Origin of the sequence: Luminiphilus syltensis NOR5-1B (assembly GCF_000158175.1) — a bacterium.
GTDB classification, from domain to species: domain Bacteria; phylum Pseudomonadota; class Gammaproteobacteria; order Pseudomonadales; family Halieaceae; genus Luminiphilus; species Luminiphilus syltensis.
In genome coordinates, this window is sequence record NZ_DS999411.1 from 577230 (window position 1) to 598352 (window position 21123).

Consider the following 21123-nt stretch of genomic DNA (forward strand, 5'->3'; position numbering starts at 1 on the left):
GTGGTGTTAAGGGGCCGCTGGGACAGCTGCGCGATGGCAGATCCACATTCTCTGGATTCCGAATCTGGGCCGCATTGCGGTGCCACGCCGCAATAAGAGCTTAGTCCCCGTGCGATCGCCCCATAATTTCAAGCGCGTAACTCAATCCTTCCGCCATCTGTTTTCCTACCGACTCCGCCGGCTCGGCATCGAGCGCATCAGAAAAAACCTCGGGTCCGATGCTTCTTATCGTCTCCTGACGCGCGAGTAGCCCTAGTACGGCAGTAATATCGAGGTCACCGTGCCCGGGGGCGGTGCGCAGGGTCAGGCACTCGTCGATAAGGCTCATCCCCGATGATGGTGTTAATCCACCGGCCACCTGAACGGCAGATATAGCGTGGGTGGGTAGATTCCGGAGATACTCAAGATCGGCGTTGCCGCGACAAAAATGCCAGGTATCCAATAACACACCGGCATTTCTGGCCCCCGAGGCCTCTACGATATCCCACGCGGCAGGCAGATCCGGGATGCCCCAAAAGGGAATGAACTCAAGATCAACCCAAAGACCCACCCGATCTGCCTGTTCGCAGAACGCCGCAAACCCATCAGCCAGTTCATTCACACTGAAACGACCGGGTCGATAGGCGCCCGTTGCGCCCACCGAGTGCAACCCCAGATCCGCGCAGATCGCAAGCACTGCTTCGGTGCTGAAATCGAACACCGACTGCGCCAGCGGGGGGATGGAATCGTCAAAACGAACCGGTGCCCAGTCTGTGAAACCGTCGTAGTGGCCCAGCCTGACGCCCTTGCCTTCAGTGAGGGCTCGAATATCAGCCCCGGTCATTCCCTGCGACTTAAGCGCGTCATGGGTGAGTCCGCCAACGGCAATGGCGTCAAATCCGCCGGCCACCGCGGCATCGAGCTGGCGATCGAACGGCTGGGTTTTGACACAGGCGGGCCAGAGGCAGGTTTCGGGTAGTCGATCCATTTTATGGATCACTTTTCAACGCCTTTATCAGCGATCACGTTGTTGCAATTGCCTAAGCATATCGATCTCTAAAAATCACACACCAACGGTCAGTCCGCTTAGAAGGACAAGCCATGGAAGTACACAGGGCAACCGCCAGAGCGCTGCGAGAAGCGGGTATCGACATCATTTTTGACCTCCTGAGTAGACAAGCCTAGTCATGGTTGGGGCCTTTGTCGAACAATTTGGCGGACGTTTCGTTGCCGCTACCCACGAGGCTGGGGCCACATTGATAGCAAAAGGTTACAGCATCACTGCCGGTAAAACCGGGGGGACTGACCTACGCCGCCTCAGGCGAAGCGCTGTCGGTAGAACGACAGGATGACCGGTTGGCTTCAGAAGAAGCGTTTTGCGAACCTGATCCTTTTTTCGGGAAATGAGCGGCACCCGAATATCGGATCACTTGCAAGAAGACCGAAAACACTGGTGGCCCGCAGCGTTTACGAGAAAAGCCTCATGGGTCCGCGCCACGCCTACCCTGATTGGTATCGGATACCCATCTCTGTACCGCACAACAATCATTGGTCAATACGACACCAATAGACCGGCAGATGCTGTGATAGCCCTGTTGCGTCGGATCAGAGGCCGACGCCCGGGATCTCATTCCGATGGATCTAGGGCGGCGAGGAGATTGGGGGATGTCAAAATGAAAACCATTATTGAATAACGGCTAAATTAAGACCATTGGGAAGCGTCAGTTTGGAACCATCAAACTGGACTTCCATAGCGGTATCACGGAGATTCTCTGCAGTCTGGCCATTGCTCTGCGACCATCGGGTGAGCATCAGTGAATAGTCATCGCCGACTTTGCTGTACGTGCCATACCCTGAGACCATGCCGCTTTCATCGCCGCTAACCAGCAGAAAATGGTCACCGGTAAACGCCAGCTTGCCATTCTCAAGGGTGTAGACAGACACCGCATCCGCAGGGCCAAGAAGACTAAGGGTCTGGACAGTGCCCTCCCCGGCACTGAATACGAGCGTCATATCATCGCCATTGCGCTCAACGGTCAGGTCATGCGTTGTCACTCCCATAGAAGTGAGTGGCTTATCCGCGGAAGGGTTCAGACTGAGCGTCTGTTCGGCGGTCAGCTCAATGCCTACCTCTGACCCCACATAGGGACCCGAGTGCGCCATTGAGCCCTGCTCGGCGAAGGGTTCGCCGTTAAATATGGCGTGCTGGAGAAACGTCCCGTCTGCAAACAGAAAAATACCCGTTAGCGGCATATCGACACCGGAGGATGAAATCAAGCCGGTGTATTCCCAGAGTCCGGGAACCACTTCCTCCGCCGTTACGTTATCCGCATTGGCCATAGGCGACAGCGCCAGCAACGCGGCTCCGATGGCGACCGAGCGGCGCACAGTTTTTGTTAGACTAAGCATGCTTATCTCCAGTGAGTAAAAAATACGAACGAGTCTGTCAGAGACTGTCTCGGAACATGACTTCCCTGACGAGCGCCGGAGGCATAGCCCCGGTCTTCAGCAATTCATCATAGAAATCACGGGGATGTTCCGGTTGGCCGTTGATCCTGTAAAAATCATCGCGAATTGCCGCTATCTCCTGCATACCGATCAGATAGCCCAGCACGTAAGTGGGGTTGCGAATATACATTCCCACCTCCAGTGAGGCGGCCATGGGATCGAACCTTACCCTGTCCACGAGAAACTGCACCGCCTCATCAAAACTCATTGCGCCGCTGTGCAGGCTGGCATCAAGAATCACCCGCGCCGCGCGCCAGAGCCTGTTACGCAGTTGTGTCAGGCGAACTGCGTCTCCCTCGAGAAAACCCGCCTCGAACATGAGCTCCTCGGTAAACAGCCCCCAGCCCTCACTGAAAATCGGCTCGTGCACAACCCGCCGCAGGGGTCGAGGATTTTCCCTGATTTTAAGGGCGTGGACGTGATGCCCAGGGTACGCCTCATGTACCGCAATTACTGGTATCCAGGCACTGTGATGGCCGCGCAAACGCTGCTCCCGCGCCTCAGCGTCCAACCCCTCTTCAATGGGGGTCAACAGCAGCCGCCCGACGAGCTCGGTGCCGAACGGATCCACACCATCGAAAGTGCCATAGGGGGAAGAGCGACGCATATACGGCGGCGTGTCCAGCGTGACGACTTGCTCACCTCGTGGCAGGGAGACGATACCCTGCTCGAGCACAAAAGCCTGCGCACTATCGATGGCATTCTGGTAGGCCTCCTTCAAACCCGCGGCCGACGGATGGGAGGCTGTTAACGCGTCGTAGACTTCGCTCCAGTGCTTGCCGGGATCCAGACGTTCGCTCGCCGCCTGCGCCAACGCCTCCGTCTCTGCGAAAGCGTTCTCACCGCGCTGTATAATTGCTTCAGCGGTGGTATCCATATGCCAGCGCCGAGACAGAATATAAGAATAATGCTCACGGCCTATCGCCCAGTCCCCATTGGATAATGGCAACAGCGTTTTCTGCAAAAACAGTAAATACGCCTGCAGCTGCTCCACGGTTGCAGCGACCGACTGAGCGAGGAGCGAATCCGGCTTTACTGTTACCGTTTCAAGCGAGACAAGTAACTGCTGCAACTGGAAAATTGCAGACTCCGTGAAACGCCTCGGCGGCGCCTCAAGATTCGCCCGCGCGGCCTTAATTCTCGGACCAATGCGCCCCAGGAATTCCATCAATTCAGAATCAGTCAGCTGCTTTAGCTGCCACTTCTTCAGGGTCTCACCCATCAGTGAAGCCGGCAGGTAAAGAGTAGGTACTGTTGCCCAGGGGCGTCGTTTTTTGGCGGTCTCGATATCTGCTTCAAGAATTCCCCGCAACAATTTGCGATCAATTTTTCCGTCAAAACTCAATCGGGATTCATCGACGTTTTCGAGTGCGGCAAGGAGTGACGTCTGCTTTTCGAGCCGTTGCTCAAAAGCACGCAGTGTTACCGGCTCTAAACCACCGGCTGATCGCTCGGTAGCAATGTATCCATCGATCAGCTGATCAAGTATTGCATCATCCGATAACGGGCCGGCAGCGCTTCCCGTCCCGGCGAATGCCAGGGCGAGCAGAAGCACTAAACCCTCAGTCAGGCCAAAGCGATGCTTTGTCAATTTCAACACTAGCTCCCGGACGATGATGGGATCTGTGCCGTAGCCTCGATCTCTATCATGAAATCTGGCATCGCAAGTGCCTGCACACCAATCCAGGTGTTCGGCGCGGGCGTCACATCACCATAAAATTCCGCCAGCGCAGCACCGATTGGCTGCATGTATTCAGGATTGTGGTTGACCACATAAGTACGGATTCTAACCAGGTCTTCAATTCCGGCACCGGCTTCTTCGAGCACGTGCCTGAGGTTGGCGAGGGCCTGTCGTGCCTGGGCGCCGATATCGTCAACCCCCACCACATTACACTCTTTATCCCATGCCACCTGGCCGGCGCAGTGCACCGTGACAGCCTCATCGGAAGCTTTTGCATGGGAAAAGCCGAATTGAAGACTGTTATACAGGCCTTCCGGATTGATCGTTTTACTGGTCATATGAATTCTCCTGTCCGATGATCGCCATGCAGTTATAGGTGATCGTCAAAGTACCGACTCATGGTCTTGAAAACATGGCCGCGAAAGTCCGAAATACCGTGTCGTTGATTGGGGTATACCAGCATATCGAACTGTTTATCCGCGCGAATCAGCGCATCTGCGAACTGCAGCGTGAAGGCGAATTTGACGTTCTCATCCCCCGTACCGTGGATCAACAGCAACTTGCCCTGCAGCTTATCCGCGTCATTCATCACATTGACCGCGTCATAGCCGGACTGGTTTTCGCTGGGCGTCCCCATCCAACGTTCCACGCCCGCCGCCTGATAATGGGTCAGATCAATGACCGGTGCTACGCTGACAGCTACCGCGAAATGCGGCGCCGCCTTGGTCATCAGCGCGGCTGCCAGATAACCACCGCCTGACCAACCCCAGAAGCCGATTCTGCTACCGTCGATCCAAGGCTGCTGCTTCAGATAATCGACGGCCTGTATGTAGTCGAGCACTGCATACTTGCCGTACTCGCCGTAGGTCAGATTTTTCGCCGCCTTGCCACGACCCTGGGTGGTTCGGTTGTCTACGGCGAACACAATGTAGCCCTGCTCCGCCATGTAACGATGCCAAAGGTCCTGCTGTGGCCCGCGCTGGGTACCCCAGCGATTGACCACAATCTGGGAACCGGCGTTGCCATAACCATAGGTGATCACCGGATACTTTTTCTCGGGGTCAAAGTCCGTTGGCTTGATGAAAAAACCGTTCAGTTCGATACCATCATCGGTTTCAAAAGAAACAAATTCGGTGTGGCTCATCGTGTAGTCAGCCAATTCGGGCACGGAGTTTTCCACGAGGGTGCTGATATTAGCGCCAGTAGTGCTGACCAGGGACAAGGTCGGAGGCGAGGTGGCGGTAGAGTGCGTCGCCAGCGCCCGCTTTGCTCCCGGAGCGATCTGCATACATGCCAGCCCGGCTGATCCGTAACATGCTCCACCGCGCCACCCGCCAACGGCACGCGATAGACGTGCTGATCGATCAAAGAGTCGCGCTTGGCATAGAAATAGACCCAATCGCCATCGGGGTCGACGGCGAGTAACTCATCCATCGACCAATCACCGTCGGTAAGCTGATCGCAACCCGCGTCGACGCGGCAGAGGTAAATGTGGCGCCAACCGGTCTTCTCACTGCTCCACAAAAAAGCTTCGTTGGAGAGCGGAATCATATCGAGTGTCACATCGAGCCATGTGGGCTGGGTATCTCGGACCATTCTCTGAGCGCCGGTCGTGCTGAGATCAAAGCGCAGCACATCGAGGATCTGATGATCCCGCGTCAGCCGCTGGACAAACAATCCCTCGCTGCTTGGAAACCAGCTTAAATGTGGCAGATAATCGTCGACATCGTGGCCGGTCTCCAGCCACCGTGTTTTCCCCGTATCCAGCGCGTAAACGCCGACCTGATAGCTCGCGTGAGCCTGTTCGGTGTTCGGATAATGAAAACGACGGACCTCCGGGTAACCCGGCAGACGGTCGATCATTGAATAGAACGGCACCGAGGTGGCATCGAGTCGCCAGAAAGCAATATTTCGACCGTCGGGTGACCAGAACCAGGCGCCGCGTGGCCCAAACTCCGTGCTACCGTAATCGAAAATGCCATTGAAAATATCCTCGCCGCCATCGGTGGTGATCGCGCGCATGTCACCTGAGGCCGTTTCAACAACGTAAAGATTATTGCCGTCGACAAATCCGATCGAACGGCCGTCTGGAGCCATTTTTACCAGTCGAAGTTTTTTCCTTGCGGACACCAGTGGCCATGCAGCCTCGCGCTCGGGGTCCCAGACGTAATAGGCGGCTTCTTCGTAACCCTCCCAGGTTGTGCCTGGCACCCCCTTGATCAGGGCAAATCCGGATTCCTCGGACCAGGTAACGTCAGTAGCCTGAAAGCCGGTGGGCAGCCCGGGAAGATCGGCCAACGCAAGCAATAATTCCGGTTCGGTGTCGCCGACCCGCATAACACGGACAACGGTGCCAGCCGCTACCGTCTCAAGGTAGGTAAAGGCGTCGCCACTGGAAAGCCACCGGGGAGCTGTCGGCAGGTCGGCCGCGAAGGTATTCGAGGTGAAAATAGCGTCCAGTGTCAGATCCTTGGTGGCCGCAAAGACAGAGGGCGCTGACGCGACTGTAAGCAGGCTCAATCCCAGCAAAGAGACCGTGTATGACCACAGCTTCCGTGACTTTTCCCGCGAGAAAGTCTGAAGAACGTTTGTTTTCATGTGTACTGCACCAATTCCATTTGGTGTCCGAAGGGGTCCGTCACATACCAGGACAGGGAATCGGGCGCGGGGCCACCCTCGGAAACAATCGGCCCGGCCATCGCTGAGCACCCGTTCTCTGCGAGATAATTGATTGCCGCCTCAACGTCATCCACCTGTAGGCAAATATGCCGAGCACCAACGTCACAATTGCGCGGCGGCACAGTGGCGGCGTCTTCCGGTCTATCGTATTGAAAGAGCTCCATACCCAGGTTTTCACAAAGTTTGAGCATCGCGATATTGAGCCTGGCGTCCGGCACCTGAACGTGTGCATCGGTCCAGTCACGCCCATCTTCACCACGGGGTATTTCACGGGCATCAAAAGGACCCATCCGGTAGCGCAGCTCCGCTCCCATCACACGCGTGTAGAACTCGATCGCCTCGTCGATATCCTCCACGGTCAGGGAAACATGATCGACTTTACGAAACATGGGGACATTTTGAGACATTAAATTACTCCTTTTTTGGTCAGGAACCGCCCACAAGAATGGACCAATAATAGGGTGCCTTGGTCGACGCAAGGGCCAACGATACGACAAGGCCAATACCAAGAACCAGGTTACGCCACCACTCCGCACGATGGTCGCCCATAATCTCTCGCTGATTGGCAAGAAGAATAACAACGGCAAAAGCTGCCGGTATTACCAGAAAATTGATGCCCATCATCAAGACAACTTTCAGCAGCGCCGGGAAACTCCAAAATGGTGTAGCGATAGCAGCGCCCAATACCAGCACAGTTACCAGTACCCGATAATGCTTATTCCCCGGGACAAACTTCCAATCTCGACCGAAAGTGTCGAGCATGAAATAAACGGTGATTTGAGCGGCGACTACAACAGTAGTCAATGCTGCTATGAATACGCCGATAGAAAAAACCAGGGGTCCGAGTGGGGCGAATGTGCCCGGAAACACCCCCTGCATAACAGCCGAAGCGCTGGCGACATCCTCAAAACCGGCGTTGTTTTCAAGACTGAACAGCGAGTGGCCACCGGCCACCATCACGAGAATCGCATAGGCGCCGAATATAAATCCCAGATTGATAATTGAACGATGAAAGCTTTGCTGTAAAGCAGAGGGCTTACTACCGGCATTGGCCGCCAGATACGGCATACCCAATAATGCAGCAGGCGCAATGGCACTGCCGAGAATAGAGATAATCGAAGCGCTAGCCGACCGGGGGCTGTCGGCACCGGGCACCGGCAGATCCTTTGGCACTTGTGGTACAAAACCATCGAGAATCATACGCCATTCAGAAAAGCCACGGATCGCGACTAGCAAAAAGCAGATAAGCATTGCAATCAACAATGCCGTCATAACCTTCTGCAGGCGCTCGTAGCCGCTGGAAAAAACCAACCAGAGAACGAATACGCCGATAAGTAACGGTATCCCGGCCTCGGCTATGGGCGGCAAGGCCAGAGGCCGGCCCGTCAGCTGCGTGGCCGCGGATGTCAACGCCGAATCCATTACCGACAGCTGGCCCATGATGATCAGCACGTGCACAGGCACGTTAACCAACAAGAATAACCAGGCCACGCTGCGATGGGTGCGCTGGCTGATCAGGGTGAACATGCCCCTGCCCGGATTGAGAGCGCCAATCCGCGAGGCCGTATCCACCGATATGACAAAAATGGGCAACATCAGCGGGACAACCCACAACAGCTGGTACTGAAACCACGCTCCAGTAAGCAAGAATGACGCCACCGCTCCGGCGCCCATGGTGCCTGCCGCAATAACGGCAGAAGGACCGATAATCGCGTGACCGGCGCGAAGCAACATATTCATATTAGGGCGTGGCCCTGATCACACGAGACAGCGGCATTCACATCACAGCTCGTTTCGATAGACAGTACCGCCCTTCATCACCAGCGAAATGTTCCGAAGCGCTTTGATATCATCAACCGGATCGCTGTCAATGGCGAGAATATCAGCGTATTTACCCACCTCTATGGAGCCGGTTTGGTCATTGATATCGAGCATTTGTGCAGGAGCAATAGTCGCGGCACGCAGCGCCTGCAAGTTCGTCATGCCAGCCTCTGCGTAATACTGTGCTTCTCGCGCTGTGGCCGTGGTTCCATCGTTGGGCTCATGGGGAAGCTGGTCCGTGCCCAAAGCGATATCCACACCTTCATCGATGGCTGTACGCAGGCTCTCCCAATGCAGTTTGCCGACGGAATCGCGACGATCAAGGTACCACTGGGGCGAACCTATACGCTCAAAAAACGGTGCCGTTGCGGGCTGGCTGACCACGATCGTAGGCACCAGCCATGTACCTGCACGCGCCATCTTCTTCAGTACCGCTCGATCGAGCATATAGCCATGCTCAATACTGTCGACACCCGCATCCACCGCCGCCGACGTCGCCGGAGTGGAGCCGGAATGAGCGGCCACCTTGGCGCCGAATCGATGAGCCGCATCGATAACGGCCCGCATTTCCTCCGGTGTCATCAACGCCTCCGCGATACCACCCCCATCGGTGGCGATGCCGCCTGAGATAAGGATTTTGTTCCAGGACGCCCCGAGACTGATTTCCCGTCGCGCAGCCTTGACCAGTTCATCGGGTCCATCGGCGTAGGTAACACCCGGTTCCGAGCCATGCCCGCCGGTTATCACCAGCGATTCACCCGCAGAATAAATTCTCGGGCCGTGGGACTCACCCTTGCGGATGGATTTGTCCAACGCTATGCCCGCGCGAGCCGTATCACCGGGCATACGAATGGTGGTAACACCGGCATGGAGGACCTCGCGAGCCGCCGCGGCGATTCTGAACGCTAATTCCGCCTCTGTTTCATTGGCAAGCTCAGCCGACATTTTACCCGGTAATTTAAGACCGAGATGGACGTGCATGTTCATAAGGCCCGGGATTAGCCATTTACCGGAGACGTCGATCACTTCAACGTCATCGGGAATGGCTATATCTTCCCGGGAGCCGATGGCTTCAATACGTTCACCGTCGATGAGTACGACGGCATTTGGCAGTGACTTACCCCCCTCCAGATCGACTATCGTGCCACCCACCAGGGCTGTGGAGGCAGCAAGGGCATTGGCGGTAAAGCAGAAACTGGCACATAGCAGTACCAGACGCGTTAGTTTGGTTCGCATTGTCACGCGGAACTCCTCTGATTGGAAAGTATCGATGTTTTCACGACCGGGTCGGCAATACAGCCACGGGGGACGGATTCAAGAAGAAACTTTCCCGCCGTGACCAAACGATTCCTGAGAGAGCGACGACGCTGGGCTGGCGTGCGTTCAGAAGCTGTCTCAGGCGCACAGGCCTTGACACTGGACCCCGGACTTAATGTGCAAGCCGTCGGGCAAAGCCTCTCGGTAGGCACTGGTAAAGTAGGTACCGTCAAAAAGGTTCTCGACATACGCTGCCACCTTGCAGTTTTCATTGCCAATGTCGGCCCGGAGGTTCACGACATGTTGTGCCTTAGTTCAGATTCAAAGGCATTACCCTGTTTGTATCAATAACACATAAAGTGGGTTTTTATTGCTTTTGAAACAACCAAGTGGTCCACACAGGTACCAGCGACCGGCTAATAGTCGGCATTTTCAGCGGAGGATTGCCGCAAATACGCCTCAAGACTGGATATCAGCAGATAAGCACCCATCGGGAGCTGCCGACCGGAACGGGTAATAAGGCTGGTCTTGGTGCCACTGAGAAGCTCGTTGGAAATACTTATTGCCCGTAATGACCCGTCGGCCAGCCCATCCTGGACTGCAAGGTCAGGGAGAATCGACACGCCCCGGCCGGATAAAACGAAATCCCGTAAGAACGTAAGCGAGTTGATGGTCAGGGATGGATCGAGGTACGTGTGTGCCTCCTGCTCCGCGGCCCGTATGATTTGCCGCATACGATAGCCATCGTCGGGCAATGCAAGGTTCTCAGCGGTAATAGCAGCAAAATCAACGGATTTAGCACCGCTCAACGGGTGGTTACTCGCCACTACCAGCTTCAGCGGCTGTGAGACAGTCATCCTCGCGCTGATGTTGGGCTCTCGCGGGATATCGAAAATAAGTCCAAGATGCGCCTCATCCTCCACGATCTGGGCGGAAACAAGCGCCGTATTCGAGACGCTTACATGGATCTCCATTTGCGGGTATTCGGACATGAAATCGGAGAGCATATTGCTGAAACGCTGGGTAACAAACGCCTCGCCCACTGCCAGTTTGATCTTACCTGACCTCACTTTTTTCATCGCCTCAATGTGAGACAGGAAAGCTTCTTCCTGGGACAGCTTTTCTTTGTAGTGGGCGCATGCCACCTCACCGGCTTCCGTTAGCCTCACTCCCCGACGACCCTTTTCAATCAATGGTAGCCCCAATTCCAGTTCGAGCTGTGCGATCTGGCGACTGACCGAGGAGGTGGCGACATTCAAACTGTCCCCTGCGGCATGCATCGTCCCCAGCCTGGCTGATTCATAGAGGTAACGCAGGCGGACATTATTCGGCATGGGATTACGCACGGCGGCATGGAGTCGGTCAATTTTGCTTTGAAGGCTACAAAAATGTCAAAGCGTTGCTATTGCGATGGTGATCTGTTGGTCTACTCTTCGCTTTGACGGTTCTGCGAAGAATGGTCGCCCCCAAGCGCAAAGGACGTGGACAACATGGATAGGGATTCAATTGACTGGCGCGGCTATATTCCCGCATTGACGACCCCTTTCGACGAAGCGGGTGAGCTAGATGCTGCCGGCGTGAAATCTTTGCACCGCTGGGTTCAGGGCAACGGTGTGCATGGCTTTATCGTTCTGGGTACCCAGGGCGAGTGGTTCAATATGACAACAGCCGAAAGGAAAACACTCATGAGACTGGCGGCTGAGGAGATGGCTGGAAAGCTGACTTTGATTGCCGGCTGTTCTGACTACAGGGCGCACGATGTGCTGGCAAACATCACCGAGGCGGCAAATTGTGGGTTCGACGGAGCCCTTGTTACACCACCCCCCTACATGAAACCGACCGAGCGCGAAATTTATTCCTTCTACCAGGAAGTCAGTGCCGGCAGCGCCCTGCCCATCTGCGTGTATAACTGGCCACCGGGGACCAATATCGATATGTCGCAACCACTGCTTTCAGAGCTCGCCAATCTGGAGCGTGTTGTTGCCATCAAGAATTCGACACCGGACCTGGGACATTTTTTCAATGTACTCTCTACTGTCGGGGACCGTGTGCGGGTATTTGGAGCCCCTATGAACGAGCTTGGCATTTCTCTGGTAACACGTCATGGCTGTGCCGGAACAATGGGGGCAGGCAATGTACTGGGTAGTGATCAGCCGGATTTTTACAATGCCATTTGGCAGGGAGACTATGAAAAGGCGAAAGAATTCGGCGAAAAGGACGCCTACCTGATGCGTGCATGGTTTAACCCGGACTACACCGGACGCTTTGGTTCTGCCCAGGCAATATTCAAAGAAGCACTCAACCAGCAAGGGCTACCCGGTGGCTTCCCCCGACGGCCACTGCTACCACTCGAGGACCCCGGCAAGTCGGCTATCAAAAAAACCCTGGAACAGCTCGGTAAACTAACGCCCTGAATGGCCTGCTCTGATGCACTGGTCATTGGCGGTGGTCTGACGGGAGTTGCCACTGCGTTTTACCTCGCCAAAGGGGGCGCGTCCGTCACCCTTGTCGAGCAGGAGCAGCTGAATCGTGGTGCTTCTGGCCGCAATGCCGGATCCCTGCATTTTCAGCTTGAGTATCGACTCATGGAGCACGAGGGTACGCTCGACAAAGAGTTGGCTCATTACGCTGCGCTGGCGCAAATTTCGATAGCCGACTGGAAAAGTCTGGAAGTTGAGCTCGGACAACCCATTGGTTTGGTCATGCATGGCGGCCTCATGATCGCCGAGAGCGCCGAGCAAATGGCCAAGCTAGAACGCAAGGCCGCTATCGAGCGGGCCCAGGGCGTATCGGTTGAGCTTCTGGACCGTGGTGCGTTGGTCGCACTCGCCCCATACCTGAGCGATGCCGTTATCGGCGCGCTGCATTGTCCGGATGAGGGGCATTGCAACCCCCGTCTGCTTACCCATGCCTTTGCCCACGAGGCAGAAAAACTCGGCGTCACCATTGTGACGGGTACCGTAGTTGATGATCTGCAAAGAAAAGGAAGCCAGTGGCACGCTGACCTGCGTTCTGCGGAGCGCGGAAACTGGAGCAAAAGCGCTGATATTGTCGTCAATGCCGCAGGAACCTGGTCCGGCCACATCGCAGCCAAAGCGGGTATCGACCTGCCCATTTATCCCGTAGGTTTAATGATGAGCGTGACTGAAAAACTGCCAGTGGTAATGAATCACTTGCTGCAACACGTCGGCAGGAAGCTTTCACTGAAACAGACCGACGATGGCAATCTCCTGATCGGCGGTGGGTGGCTTGCGCGGCTGCCCGCCAGAGATCAATTGCTTGCAAAGAATTACCGGGCCGATATCGATATGGTGGAACTGGCCAAAAACCTGCGCACCGCCGAGGAAGTGATGCCCCTGGCAGCACAGGTTGCTGTTCTGCGCTGCTGGACCGGGACCACGGCTCTGACTCCCGATCAATTACCCATCATCGGCGCCAGCAAATCAGCACCGGGGTTCTTTAGCGCCGTTGGCGGTTCGGGCTTTACCTACGGACCGACCTATGCCCGCTTGCTTTCTGAGCTGATCCTGAACGGTAAAAGCAGCTTTTCGCTGGACCCGTATTCACCCGACCGACCCGGTCTGCACGTAGCACAACAGGGTGTCGGTGCATAATGCCCGTCCGTGTTGACAGGGGGGTATCGAGACCCACACCGATCCGCATCACGATTGATGGTGTCGATTTCGAAACCTACGAGGGCGAGACAATCGCCTCAGCACTGCTTATCGCCGGCAACCTCCATTGCTACACAACGCCGACGGGGCGTCCGAGGACGATGTTCTGCAATATGGGGACCTGCTTTGAATGCCGGGTCGTGGTAGGCCAGGGTGAGGATCAAAGATGGGTTCTCGCCTGCAACACTCCCGTCGAACCCGACATGTGCATTGCCACCGGCACCTGTTTCCCAGGGCCGATGGCGCTTGATCAGCATGATTGACCTCGCGATCATAGGCTCCGGCCCTGCGGGTATGGCCGCTGCACTGGCAGCAAGTCACCATGGTCTACAGGTTTTGGTGATCGACGATCGACCCGACCCCGGCGGACAGATTTTCAGACAGCCGCCGAATAGCTATTCGGTAGCCGATTGGCTGACCCATCGGGTTTATCGGCCACTGCACCATCTGTGTGACCAATTCACCCAAGCCGGTCAACGCCTTGAGCGACGATCCAGAACCACCGTTCTTGGTCTGGCCCCGACCGACGCAGGCTGGGAGCTGTCCCTGATGACACCCGACGGCCTGGAGGTCTGCAGCGCGAGCCGTGTACTGATCGCCTCCGGCTGTTTTGACATGCCGGTTACCTTTGACGGTGCTCAAATGCCGGGAGTGATGGCAACGGGGGGACTACAGGCGTTTATCAAATCCCAGCAGATCGTCCCGGGGGAGCGGTTTTATTTCATTGGCACCCATCCGCTGCAACTACTGGTGGCGGATCAACTGCGCAAAGCCGGGGCAGATATTGCCGGCGTTGCCTTCGAACAGCCACTTTCCCAATTCCTCGCCGTTACCCGACACGCACTGACACTGTCGCGACAGCTGCCCAATGTCTCGTTACTCTTTCAATCCCTATTCGGTCTCATGAAGAGCGGCGTGAGCATTCGTTTTGGCAGGGAGTTGATTGCCGCGGCGGGTACCGAGCGATTGGAGCACGTTCTTGTAGCAACACCCGACAGGGATAAGACACCACAGGCCATCGATTGCGATCGCCTCGGACTCTGTTACGGTTTTTTAACAAACAATGACCTTGTCAGACTTGCGGGTGCCGACTGTACCTGGTCCTGGAAACGCGGCGGCTGGATAGCGACCCACGATGAAGACATGCGTTCTTCGCAGCCCGGCCTTTATGTGGCCGGTGAAGCCACAGGTGTTGATGGCGCCAATGTGGCTCGCCTCGAAGGTCAGCTGGCGGGACTGGGCGCTGCTTTGGACGCCGGTACCCTGGCGCAGGAAGCGTATTGCCGACTCACTGGTCAGCTCAGAAAAGAGCTGGAAAACCACCGACGGTTCGCCCGACTTCTGGCGGACATAGCCTATCCCGGTAACCGGCTTTCACGCCTTATGTCGGAGACTGCCTACCTGTGCAAATGTGAAGAGCTGACCGTAGACACCGTCCGTAAAGCCCTGGACACACACGGTGACATACAGGACCTCAGCGCGCTGAAACTAATGACTCGCTGCGGCATGGGCCATTGCCAGGGAAGGTATTGCCATTATCAGGCGCGGTGGCTGATGGCTGAGGAACGGGACAGAGACGAGTCAACACTCGGTGGTTTTACCGCGCGTTTTCCCATCAAACCCGTACGCCTCGGGGATCTGACAAAAACACCAGGCGACTGAGATCCCGACATACGCCAATCGACCGCTGACCCCCGCCGGGCATCCCTTAGGGCCGCGCTGAAACCTGTGCGTCACCTTCGGCCACCCAGGAGAAAAACTCCACGGTGTAACCACCGGGATCGGCAACCAGGAAACTCCTGATTGGATTGGCCCTGCTGTCAGCGATGTCTTTCAAAAAATCGACCTGGCCCTGCTCCAGCAACCGCTCGTACCAGGCGTCCACATCCCTGACAACAAGACTGAGCATCACTGAATTCTCGTCCCTAACATCATGAAAAGCACCGGGCCCTGCAGCGACCAGTCCAACTTGAGCGGTGTCACTTACCCTAAAAATAACCGCTGATTCAGATTCGTAGGTCTGCTCCAGGCCCAGCAACTGACCATAAAACCGCTTCGCACTCGAGAGCTCTGGGTAATAGAACATCACAATCGAGTCTTCGACATGGAAATCAGCGTGCGTCTGATCTGCGGCGGCCGGCATGGCCGAGGCGCCTAAAAAAACCATCGCCCCGATCAGAGAGCGGCATCCGTTCGACAGGATGTGTCTCGCCCATCGCAGCACAAAAGAAACAGCATGAATCACGCGATTGATCAACATAACGGCGACCTCTCTTCCCAGCCCTGCGCAGATTTCTGCGCGCCCGGTGAATCATACAGGGTGGCGGCTACCGATGCGCTTTTTTGAGCAGGTGGTAAAACACACCGACTGGTGCGACGCTCGATGCAGGCATGGCTGTTAGCCGCAGATCGTTTGACGCGAGCTTAGCCGTCTAATCGCCAATGGCCGTCAACCATAAAACTTGGCAGGGCAAGTGTCCGCCTAACCCTGTAAGACGCCGGAAATTGGGCTCGTTTACAGGCGGTCATAGGCTGATTCCAGCAATGTGGAGGCCTCCAGCTGCAAATACCCCAGATTGCGTATAAAGCAACAAATATCACCGAACTCTGCTATTGATACAATTGACTTTCGGGCCTTAAATGGTGGGAAGACAACAACACTTGGCGGTTATGTTCGGCCAAATTGCTTCATTTTCCCAGCAGTACTTCATCTTCCTGGAGGAAGGCCCATGAGAATTATTCGTAAACAGTCTCCCCACCGTCTGCTGCCACTGACAGTGGCCGTACTCGCAGCTAGCGCTGGCCCCGCCTGGGGACAGGATGGTGCTCGCCCACAGATAGAAGAGGTCGTAGTTACCGCCCAGCAACGTGAGCAAAATCTCCGGGATGTACCGATCGCGATTTCGACGTTTTCAACGGAAACCATCGAGCGTAACAAGTTTGACGATGTCGGCGACTACATCGTCCGCACACCAAATGCCAGCTTTACCAGCAATGGCGCTCGTTCACGGCGGAGCATCAGCATCCGCGGTGTTACAGACTTTCTACCGGGCAACCGCCCTCTGGCCGCAACGACCTTCGGCTTCTACGTCGACGGCTTTAATCTGGCAACCAGCAACATCAACCCACCCATCCTCGATGTCGAACGGATTGAGGTATTACGTGGACCGCAGGCAACCTTTTTCGGTGGTAACGCCATCGGTGGCGGCCTGAATATTACCTCCGTGCAACCCGACAGCACGGAATGGGGAGGCTCCGTTGTGTTGGACTACTCCAGCTTCGACACGAGGGACTTTGAGGGTATCGTGAACATCCCGATTGTTGAGGGCGTTCTGGCTGCGCGATTGAACGCGAAAGTGCTTCGCAGCGATGGCAACATTGAGAATATCAACCCGCTTGGCGGCGGAAACGACGCGGAATACGATTACTTCAAGGCTAACGTGCTGTGGACTCCAAACGAAGACCTGTCTGTCCTGATATCGATGATCGACGGCGATGAAACAGTAGGTATGCGTGAAGGTGTACCCTCAGGCGTCTTCTCCCCGTTCGCACAAAATGCCTTGTACGCCGGCTTCCCCGACCGCAACGGCGACGGCCTGGCGGACGCCGACCCTGATGGCGTTGGCTTTTATCCGCAGAACGACGACCGGGTCAACTTTAACTCGCCACAATCGGTGGGAACCGAAGTTCAGTACATTCTGGGCCGCGTGGACTACGATTTCTCTGATATGACCTTTACCAGTATTACAGGTTATATGGAGTCCGACTTCTTCCTGGCTGGTGACATCGACGGTGGTAGTCGCGATTTTTTCAATGAGTTCCGCAATATTCCTCGTGAGAGCCTGACTCAGGAATTTCGCCTGCAGAGCGCAGGGGACGGCAAGCTCACCTGGAGTGTTGGTTTTTACTACTCAGACGTCGAGGGATCTATCGATAACAAAACCTTCGTTGGTGACGAGGAGCCCTTTGGTATCCCCGCGGGTGGGCTGATCGACAGTGCCGAGGAAATCAATACGGCAGAGAGCATGGCCGTTTTCGGACAGCTGGACTATCAAATCACCGATAGTTTGAGCTTGTCTGTAGGAGGCCGCTATAGCCAGGAAGAGCTGACGTTCGACGGCTCTGGCTTCTCAGGTTCCGTCATTGAAGAGCTAACGGCAGAAGACGAGTTTAACGATTTCTCACCAAGATTTGCCTTTAATTACACCCTGACGGATGACGCAAGCGTGTACGGCACCATCTCAAAAGGCTTCAAATCGGGTGGCGTGCAGCAGAGCCCGATCCGCGATCTGCAGTCCTACGACCCCGAAGAGCTGTGGAACTACGAACTGGGTATCAAAGCGGACCTGATGGATCGACGCCTGCGAATAGCCGCCGCTGCGTTCTACATGGACTGGACGGACCTGCAGAGCTCTTTTCAGCAGTCAGGTGTGGATGACGAAGGCAACCTCGTGCTGTTCGGCGGTGTCGATAACGCAGAGCAGGCGCATTCACAGGGGCTTGAGTTCTCATTCACGGCACTGCCGACAGAAGGTCTGACCCTCAACGGATCCATTGGCTACCTAGAGGCGGAGTTTGATGAGTTCACGGCTTTCATCACCGGACAGAATCGCAATCTCGACAATGAGACTATTCCCAACTCCCCGGAGTGGACTGCCTCGTTCGACGCAGATTACCGGTTCCCCCTGACAGATGCGACCGAAGGCTTTGTTAGGGTCGAGTGGGCTTACCGGGACTCGATAGTATCGGATACGGAACAACTTATTCAGAACCGCGAAACTGGGCAGAGATACCCGTTTATTGTACCCAGCTATGATTTCTGGAACGTTCGGGCGGGAATCCAGACTGATAACTATACGATCACTGCCTACGCTGAAAACGCGTTTGACGATCAGTACTACACCAATGCCTACCGCAAGGCATTCATGGGTGGGCTGCATGTAGAGCCATCTCGCCAGGTGTTTGGTATCAGAGGTCGCTATCAGTTCTAGATAACCTCAGATGGCGGGGGTCAGTTGGTCCCGACCCCCGTCTTCCCTCACCGGGCAATACACAAATCAGGTTATTGGTCAGCTAACGTCCCTGGGCGACTGAGGTCCGTGGTATACCCTCAAGCCAGGCAACCGCACTAGTCCACTGACATAACACACTGATCGTCTGGAGTGCCCCTGGAAACCCGGGGAGATTCACAGCGCCCATCTGATTGATATTGCAATGCGGCAACACATTTATCGCGAACGCCCAGTTCAACGAGGCATTTGATCAAAGTGCTTACGGCGCAGCGGCTACCTCGCTCTGCCAATGGAGATTCGATATCCGTTTGGCAAAGTTTGACTCGATATTACAAGGGGCCACTCCATGACAATTAAGCGAACAAATCTGCGCATATTGGCACTGATGGTTGTCCTGGTGATGAGTATTAGTTCCTGCAACAAAGAGGCTCCGCCGGACGACGCACTCAAACTGGAAAAAATGCTGGACTCGGTCTATCAGCGTCGTGTGGCAGCCAACCCGGTTCTAGCATCCAGAGTGGGTGCCCCAGCGGCTGTCGCGCCCTGGTTCGATCTCTCACTTGCCGCCTGGGACCGAGAACACGAATGGACAACACAGGATCTGAAGACGTTGCGGTCGGAGGTAGACCTGGCCGCGTTGGATTCCGCTGCACGGGTGAATTACTTAGCCTTCGAAGCGGACCTATTATTGCGGCAGAAGCGTTACCGCTGGCGCTTTCACCTGAACCCCATCAATCAGATAGTCGGGCCCCATTTGACCATCGCGGGTACCTTGTTAAACAGTCATCCAGTCAATTCCAAGGCCAGCGCCCTTTATTACATCGAGCGTCTTCGAACGGTTCCGACTCCCCTGCGACAACTGGCCGAACACTTACAAGCCAGGCGAGATCGCGGCATCAATATACCCGCCGCTGTGGTTGAGCGTCTAATAGACGGAGCCGAGTCGATTATTGCCGGTGACATGAACGACAACCTCATCATGGCGGATTTTGAGGAGAAGCTCGCCGGATTGGAGCTTGGAAAAAAGGAAAAACAAGCCCTGCTCGAGGAGGCAAAGGCGGCCTACGAGAGCGGCTTTGTGCCTGGCTATGAGTCCATCATCGAAGCATTGGAGCTGGAACTTCTCACTGCGCATGAGGGTGGCGTGTGGGCCCTGCCAGACGGGGCGGAGTTTTACGAGTTCCTAATCGACCAGTATACGACCGCAGAGCTCAGTGCGGCAGAGATTCACGCGCTGGGTCTGTCGGAGGTCGCCAGAATTCAAGGTGAAATGGATGCGATACGCAAACGGGTAAAATTCACCGGTGACCTGAGTGCGTTCTTTACCCATCTAAAAACCGACCCTGCCTTTTACCTGCCAAATACGGATGAGGGGCGCAGAGATTACCTCGCTCTAGCGCAAGGCCTGGTTGAGAAGGCCGATGCAAAAATGCACCAGGTCCTTCCCTATCCGCTGCCCCATAAACTGCAGGTGAAGCGGATAGAAGCCTTTCGCGAAAAATCCGCACCGATCGGCTTTTATGAATCGGGCAGTGTGGAAAACGATTTCGTGGGCACCATCTATCTGGGAATGCACGACATGACCGCCCTGGGGACTTTTGACCTGCCCGCGCTTTTATTCCACGAGGGCCTCCCGGGGCACCATCTACAATCGTCGGTAATGCTGTCGCGAGATATCCCCCAGATACGCAAATATTATGTGTGGTGGACAAACACGGCTTTCACTGAGGGATGGGCACTGTATGCAGAGTCCTTGGCTGATGAGCTGGGGCTGTACGGGGACGACTATGCTCAATTCGGTCGACTCGCTGGCGAGTTGTGGCGCGCCTGCCGCCTGGTGGTCGACAGCGGGTTGCACCTGAAACAGTGGAAACGCTTGGAGGCTATCGAATATCTGAATGAAAACACAGCGAGCTCTGAGGAGAACAATGCCAGGGCGGTGGACCGGTATCTTGCTGTGCCGGGGCAGGCCACGGCATTCAAGATTGGCATGCAGGTCATTCTCGATCTTAGAGCCGAAGCTGAGCAGCAACTGGGGGAAGACTTTGATCTGGCACAATTCCATGCCGTATTGCTGGAAAATGGCCCCGTGTCGCTTACGCTATTGCGTAATAAGATTGAGTCCTGGGCGGGGTACTGACCGTGTTAATTACCCAAATCGGTGAAAGATAACCGCCAGCCTCCGATTGGCGGAGGTCAACAAGCCAGATTCGAGAAATGGCTCAGCTCTGGCGACTCGACTACAGCGATGAACGACCGCACGAAAGTCTGGGATATAGGCCACCCAGCAGTTATCGGCAAAAACCGGAAAACTTGAGTTCAGAGGTGTCTCACTAACGGGTGAGTGGACATGTATGGCGACGATCCATGAAAACGGCTTCGACCGATAGACCATCGGTAATCAGGCCGGATAGATCGCGGTCGCTCCGCACAACAAAGTAGAGGAGCAATGATCAGAGATTCTATGGGGAAAGGCTGTAGCATGGGGACGCGGTGAGTGCTTCTTTACGCT

General features: G+C 55.5%; 17 protein-coding genes and 1 pseudogene. 7 read left to right on the forward strand and 11 right to left on the reverse strand.

Translation table 11 applies throughout. The features are described 5' to 3' along the window. Window positions 1–100: 100 nt before the first annotated feature. The 10 genes from NOR51B_RS14770 to NOR51B_RS02605 all read right to left on the reverse strand — a co-directional run bounded on the left by NOR51B_RS14770 (window position 101) and on the right by NOR51B_RS02605 (window position 11259). Complete coding sequence (locus NOR51B_RS14770; RefSeq protein WP_009021040.1) at window positions 101–967, reverse strand: sugar phosphate isomerase/epimerase family protein; 867 nt, start codon at window positions 965–967, stop codon at window positions 101–103. A 695-nt stretch (window positions 968–1662) separates the two neighbouring features. Beyond that, window positions 1663–2388, reverse strand: a complete 726-nt coding sequence (locus tag NOR51B_RS02565) for a hypothetical protein (RefSeq protein WP_154647583.1) — start codon at window positions 2386–2388, stop codon at window positions 1663–1665. Between the two features lie 37 nt (window positions 2389–2425). Then, a complete protein-coding gene (locus tag NOR51B_RS02570; RefSeq protein ID WP_040481625.1) occupies window positions 2426–4084 on the reverse strand; it encodes a DUF885 domain-containing protein in 1659 nt (552 codons plus the stop codon). Between the two features lie 2 nt (window positions 4085–4086). Further along, window positions 4087–4506 (reverse strand): RidA family protein, encoded by a 420-nt coding sequence (locus NOR51B_RS02575; RefSeq protein ID WP_009020170.1) that lies wholly within the window; start codon window positions 4504–4506, stop codon window positions 4087–4089. Window positions 4507–4538: 32 nt separating this feature from the next. After that, window positions 4539–5336, reverse strand: coding sequence for an alpha/beta hydrolase family protein (locus NOR51B_RS02580; RefSeq protein ID WP_040481628.1), 798 nt, complete (start codon window positions 5334–5336; stop codon window positions 4539–4541). Further along, the gene (locus NOR51B_RS02585; protein ID WP_040481630.1) at window positions 5309–6766 is read right to left on the reverse strand and encodes a DPP IV N-terminal domain-containing protein; all 1458 of its coding nucleotides are present in this window, start codon (window positions 6764–6766) and stop codon (window positions 5309–5311) included. Before NOR51B_RS02585 ends, NOR51B_RS02580 begins: the two co-directional genes overlap by 28 nt. Next, a complete protein-coding gene (locus NOR51B_RS02590) occupies window positions 6763–7254 on the reverse strand; it encodes a VOC family protein (protein WP_040481633.1) in 492 nt (163 codons plus the stop codon). Before NOR51B_RS02590 ends, NOR51B_RS02585 begins: the two co-directional genes overlap by 4 nt. Before the next feature lie 19 nt (window positions 7255–7273). After that, entirely contained in the window at window positions 7274–8587 is a 1314-nt protein-coding gene (locus NOR51B_RS02595; protein ID WP_009019523.1) for an NRAMP family divalent metal transporter, read from the reverse strand. Between the two features lie 42 nt (window positions 8588–8629). Beyond that, window positions 8630–9904, reverse strand: coding sequence for an amidohydrolase family protein (locus NOR51B_RS02600; protein WP_009021697.1), 1275 nt, complete (start codon window positions 9902–9904; stop codon window positions 8630–8632). 437 nt (window positions 9905–10341) lie between these two features. After that, entirely contained in the window at window positions 10342–11259 is a 918-nt protein-coding gene (locus NOR51B_RS02605; RefSeq protein ID WP_009021003.1) for a LysR family transcriptional regulator, read from the reverse strand. A 156-nt stretch (window positions 11260–11415) separates the two neighbouring features. Here NOR51B_RS02605 and NOR51B_RS02610 point away from each other — a divergent pair, with 156 nt between their 5' ends. From NOR51B_RS02610 to NOR51B_RS02625, 4 genes are read left to right on the forward strand one after another with little or no spacing between them, the layout of a single operon-like run. Further along, window positions 11416–12339 carry a dihydrodipicolinate synthase family protein gene (locus NOR51B_RS02610; protein WP_040481637.1) on the forward strand — a complete coding sequence of 308 codons (924 nt, stop codon included), beginning with the start codon at window positions 11416–11418 and terminating at the stop codon, window positions 12337–12339. Beyond that, window positions 12340–13539 (forward strand): NAD(P)/FAD-dependent oxidoreductase, encoded by a 1200-nt coding sequence (locus tag NOR51B_RS02615; RefSeq protein ID WP_009019697.1) that lies wholly within the window; start codon window positions 12340–12342, stop codon window positions 13537–13539. Continuing rightward, window positions 13539–13862, forward strand: coding sequence for a (2Fe-2S)-binding protein (locus NOR51B_RS14775; protein ID WP_009020791.1), 324 nt, complete (start codon window positions 13539–13541; stop codon window positions 13860–13862). Before NOR51B_RS02615 ends, NOR51B_RS14775 begins: the two co-directional genes overlap by 1 nt. Then, entirely contained in the window at window positions 13855–15261 is a 1407-nt protein-coding gene (locus tag NOR51B_RS02625) for an NAD(P)/FAD-dependent oxidoreductase (RefSeq protein WP_009019524.1), read from the forward strand. The genes NOR51B_RS14775 and NOR51B_RS02625 overlap by 8 nt, the downstream gene beginning before the upstream one ends. 46 nt (window positions 15262–15307) lie before the next feature. Here the strand turns inward: NOR51B_RS02625 and NOR51B_RS02630 are convergent, their stop codons facing one another. After that, window positions 15308–15742 (reverse strand): VOC family protein, encoded by a 435-nt coding sequence (locus tag NOR51B_RS02630; RefSeq protein ID WP_195891461.1) that lies wholly within the window; start codon window positions 15740–15742, stop codon window positions 15308–15310. Between the two features lie 586 nt (window positions 15743–16328). On the opposite strand from NOR51B_RS02630, the gene NOR51B_RS02635 reads away from it, so the two are divergent. From NOR51B_RS02635 to NOR51B_RS15885, 3 genes and pseudogenes are all read left to right on the forward strand, one after another. After that, complete coding sequence (locus tag NOR51B_RS02635; RefSeq protein WP_009019717.1) at window positions 16329–18590, forward strand: TonB-dependent receptor; 2262 nt, start codon at window positions 16329–16331, stop codon at window positions 18588–18590. Window positions 18591–18957: 367 nt separating this feature from the next. Next, the gene (locus NOR51B_RS02640) at window positions 18958–20751 is read left to right on the forward strand and encodes a DUF885 domain-containing protein (RefSeq protein WP_009021490.1); all 1794 of its coding nucleotides are present in this window, start codon (window positions 18958–18960) and stop codon (window positions 20749–20751) included. A 56-nt stretch (window positions 20752–20807) separates the two neighbouring features. Then, window positions 20808–20948 (forward strand): annotated as a pseudogene (locus tag NOR51B_RS15885) (integrase core domain-containing protein); the annotation flags it as partial. Between the last annotated feature and the right edge of the window lie 175 nt (window positions 20949–21123).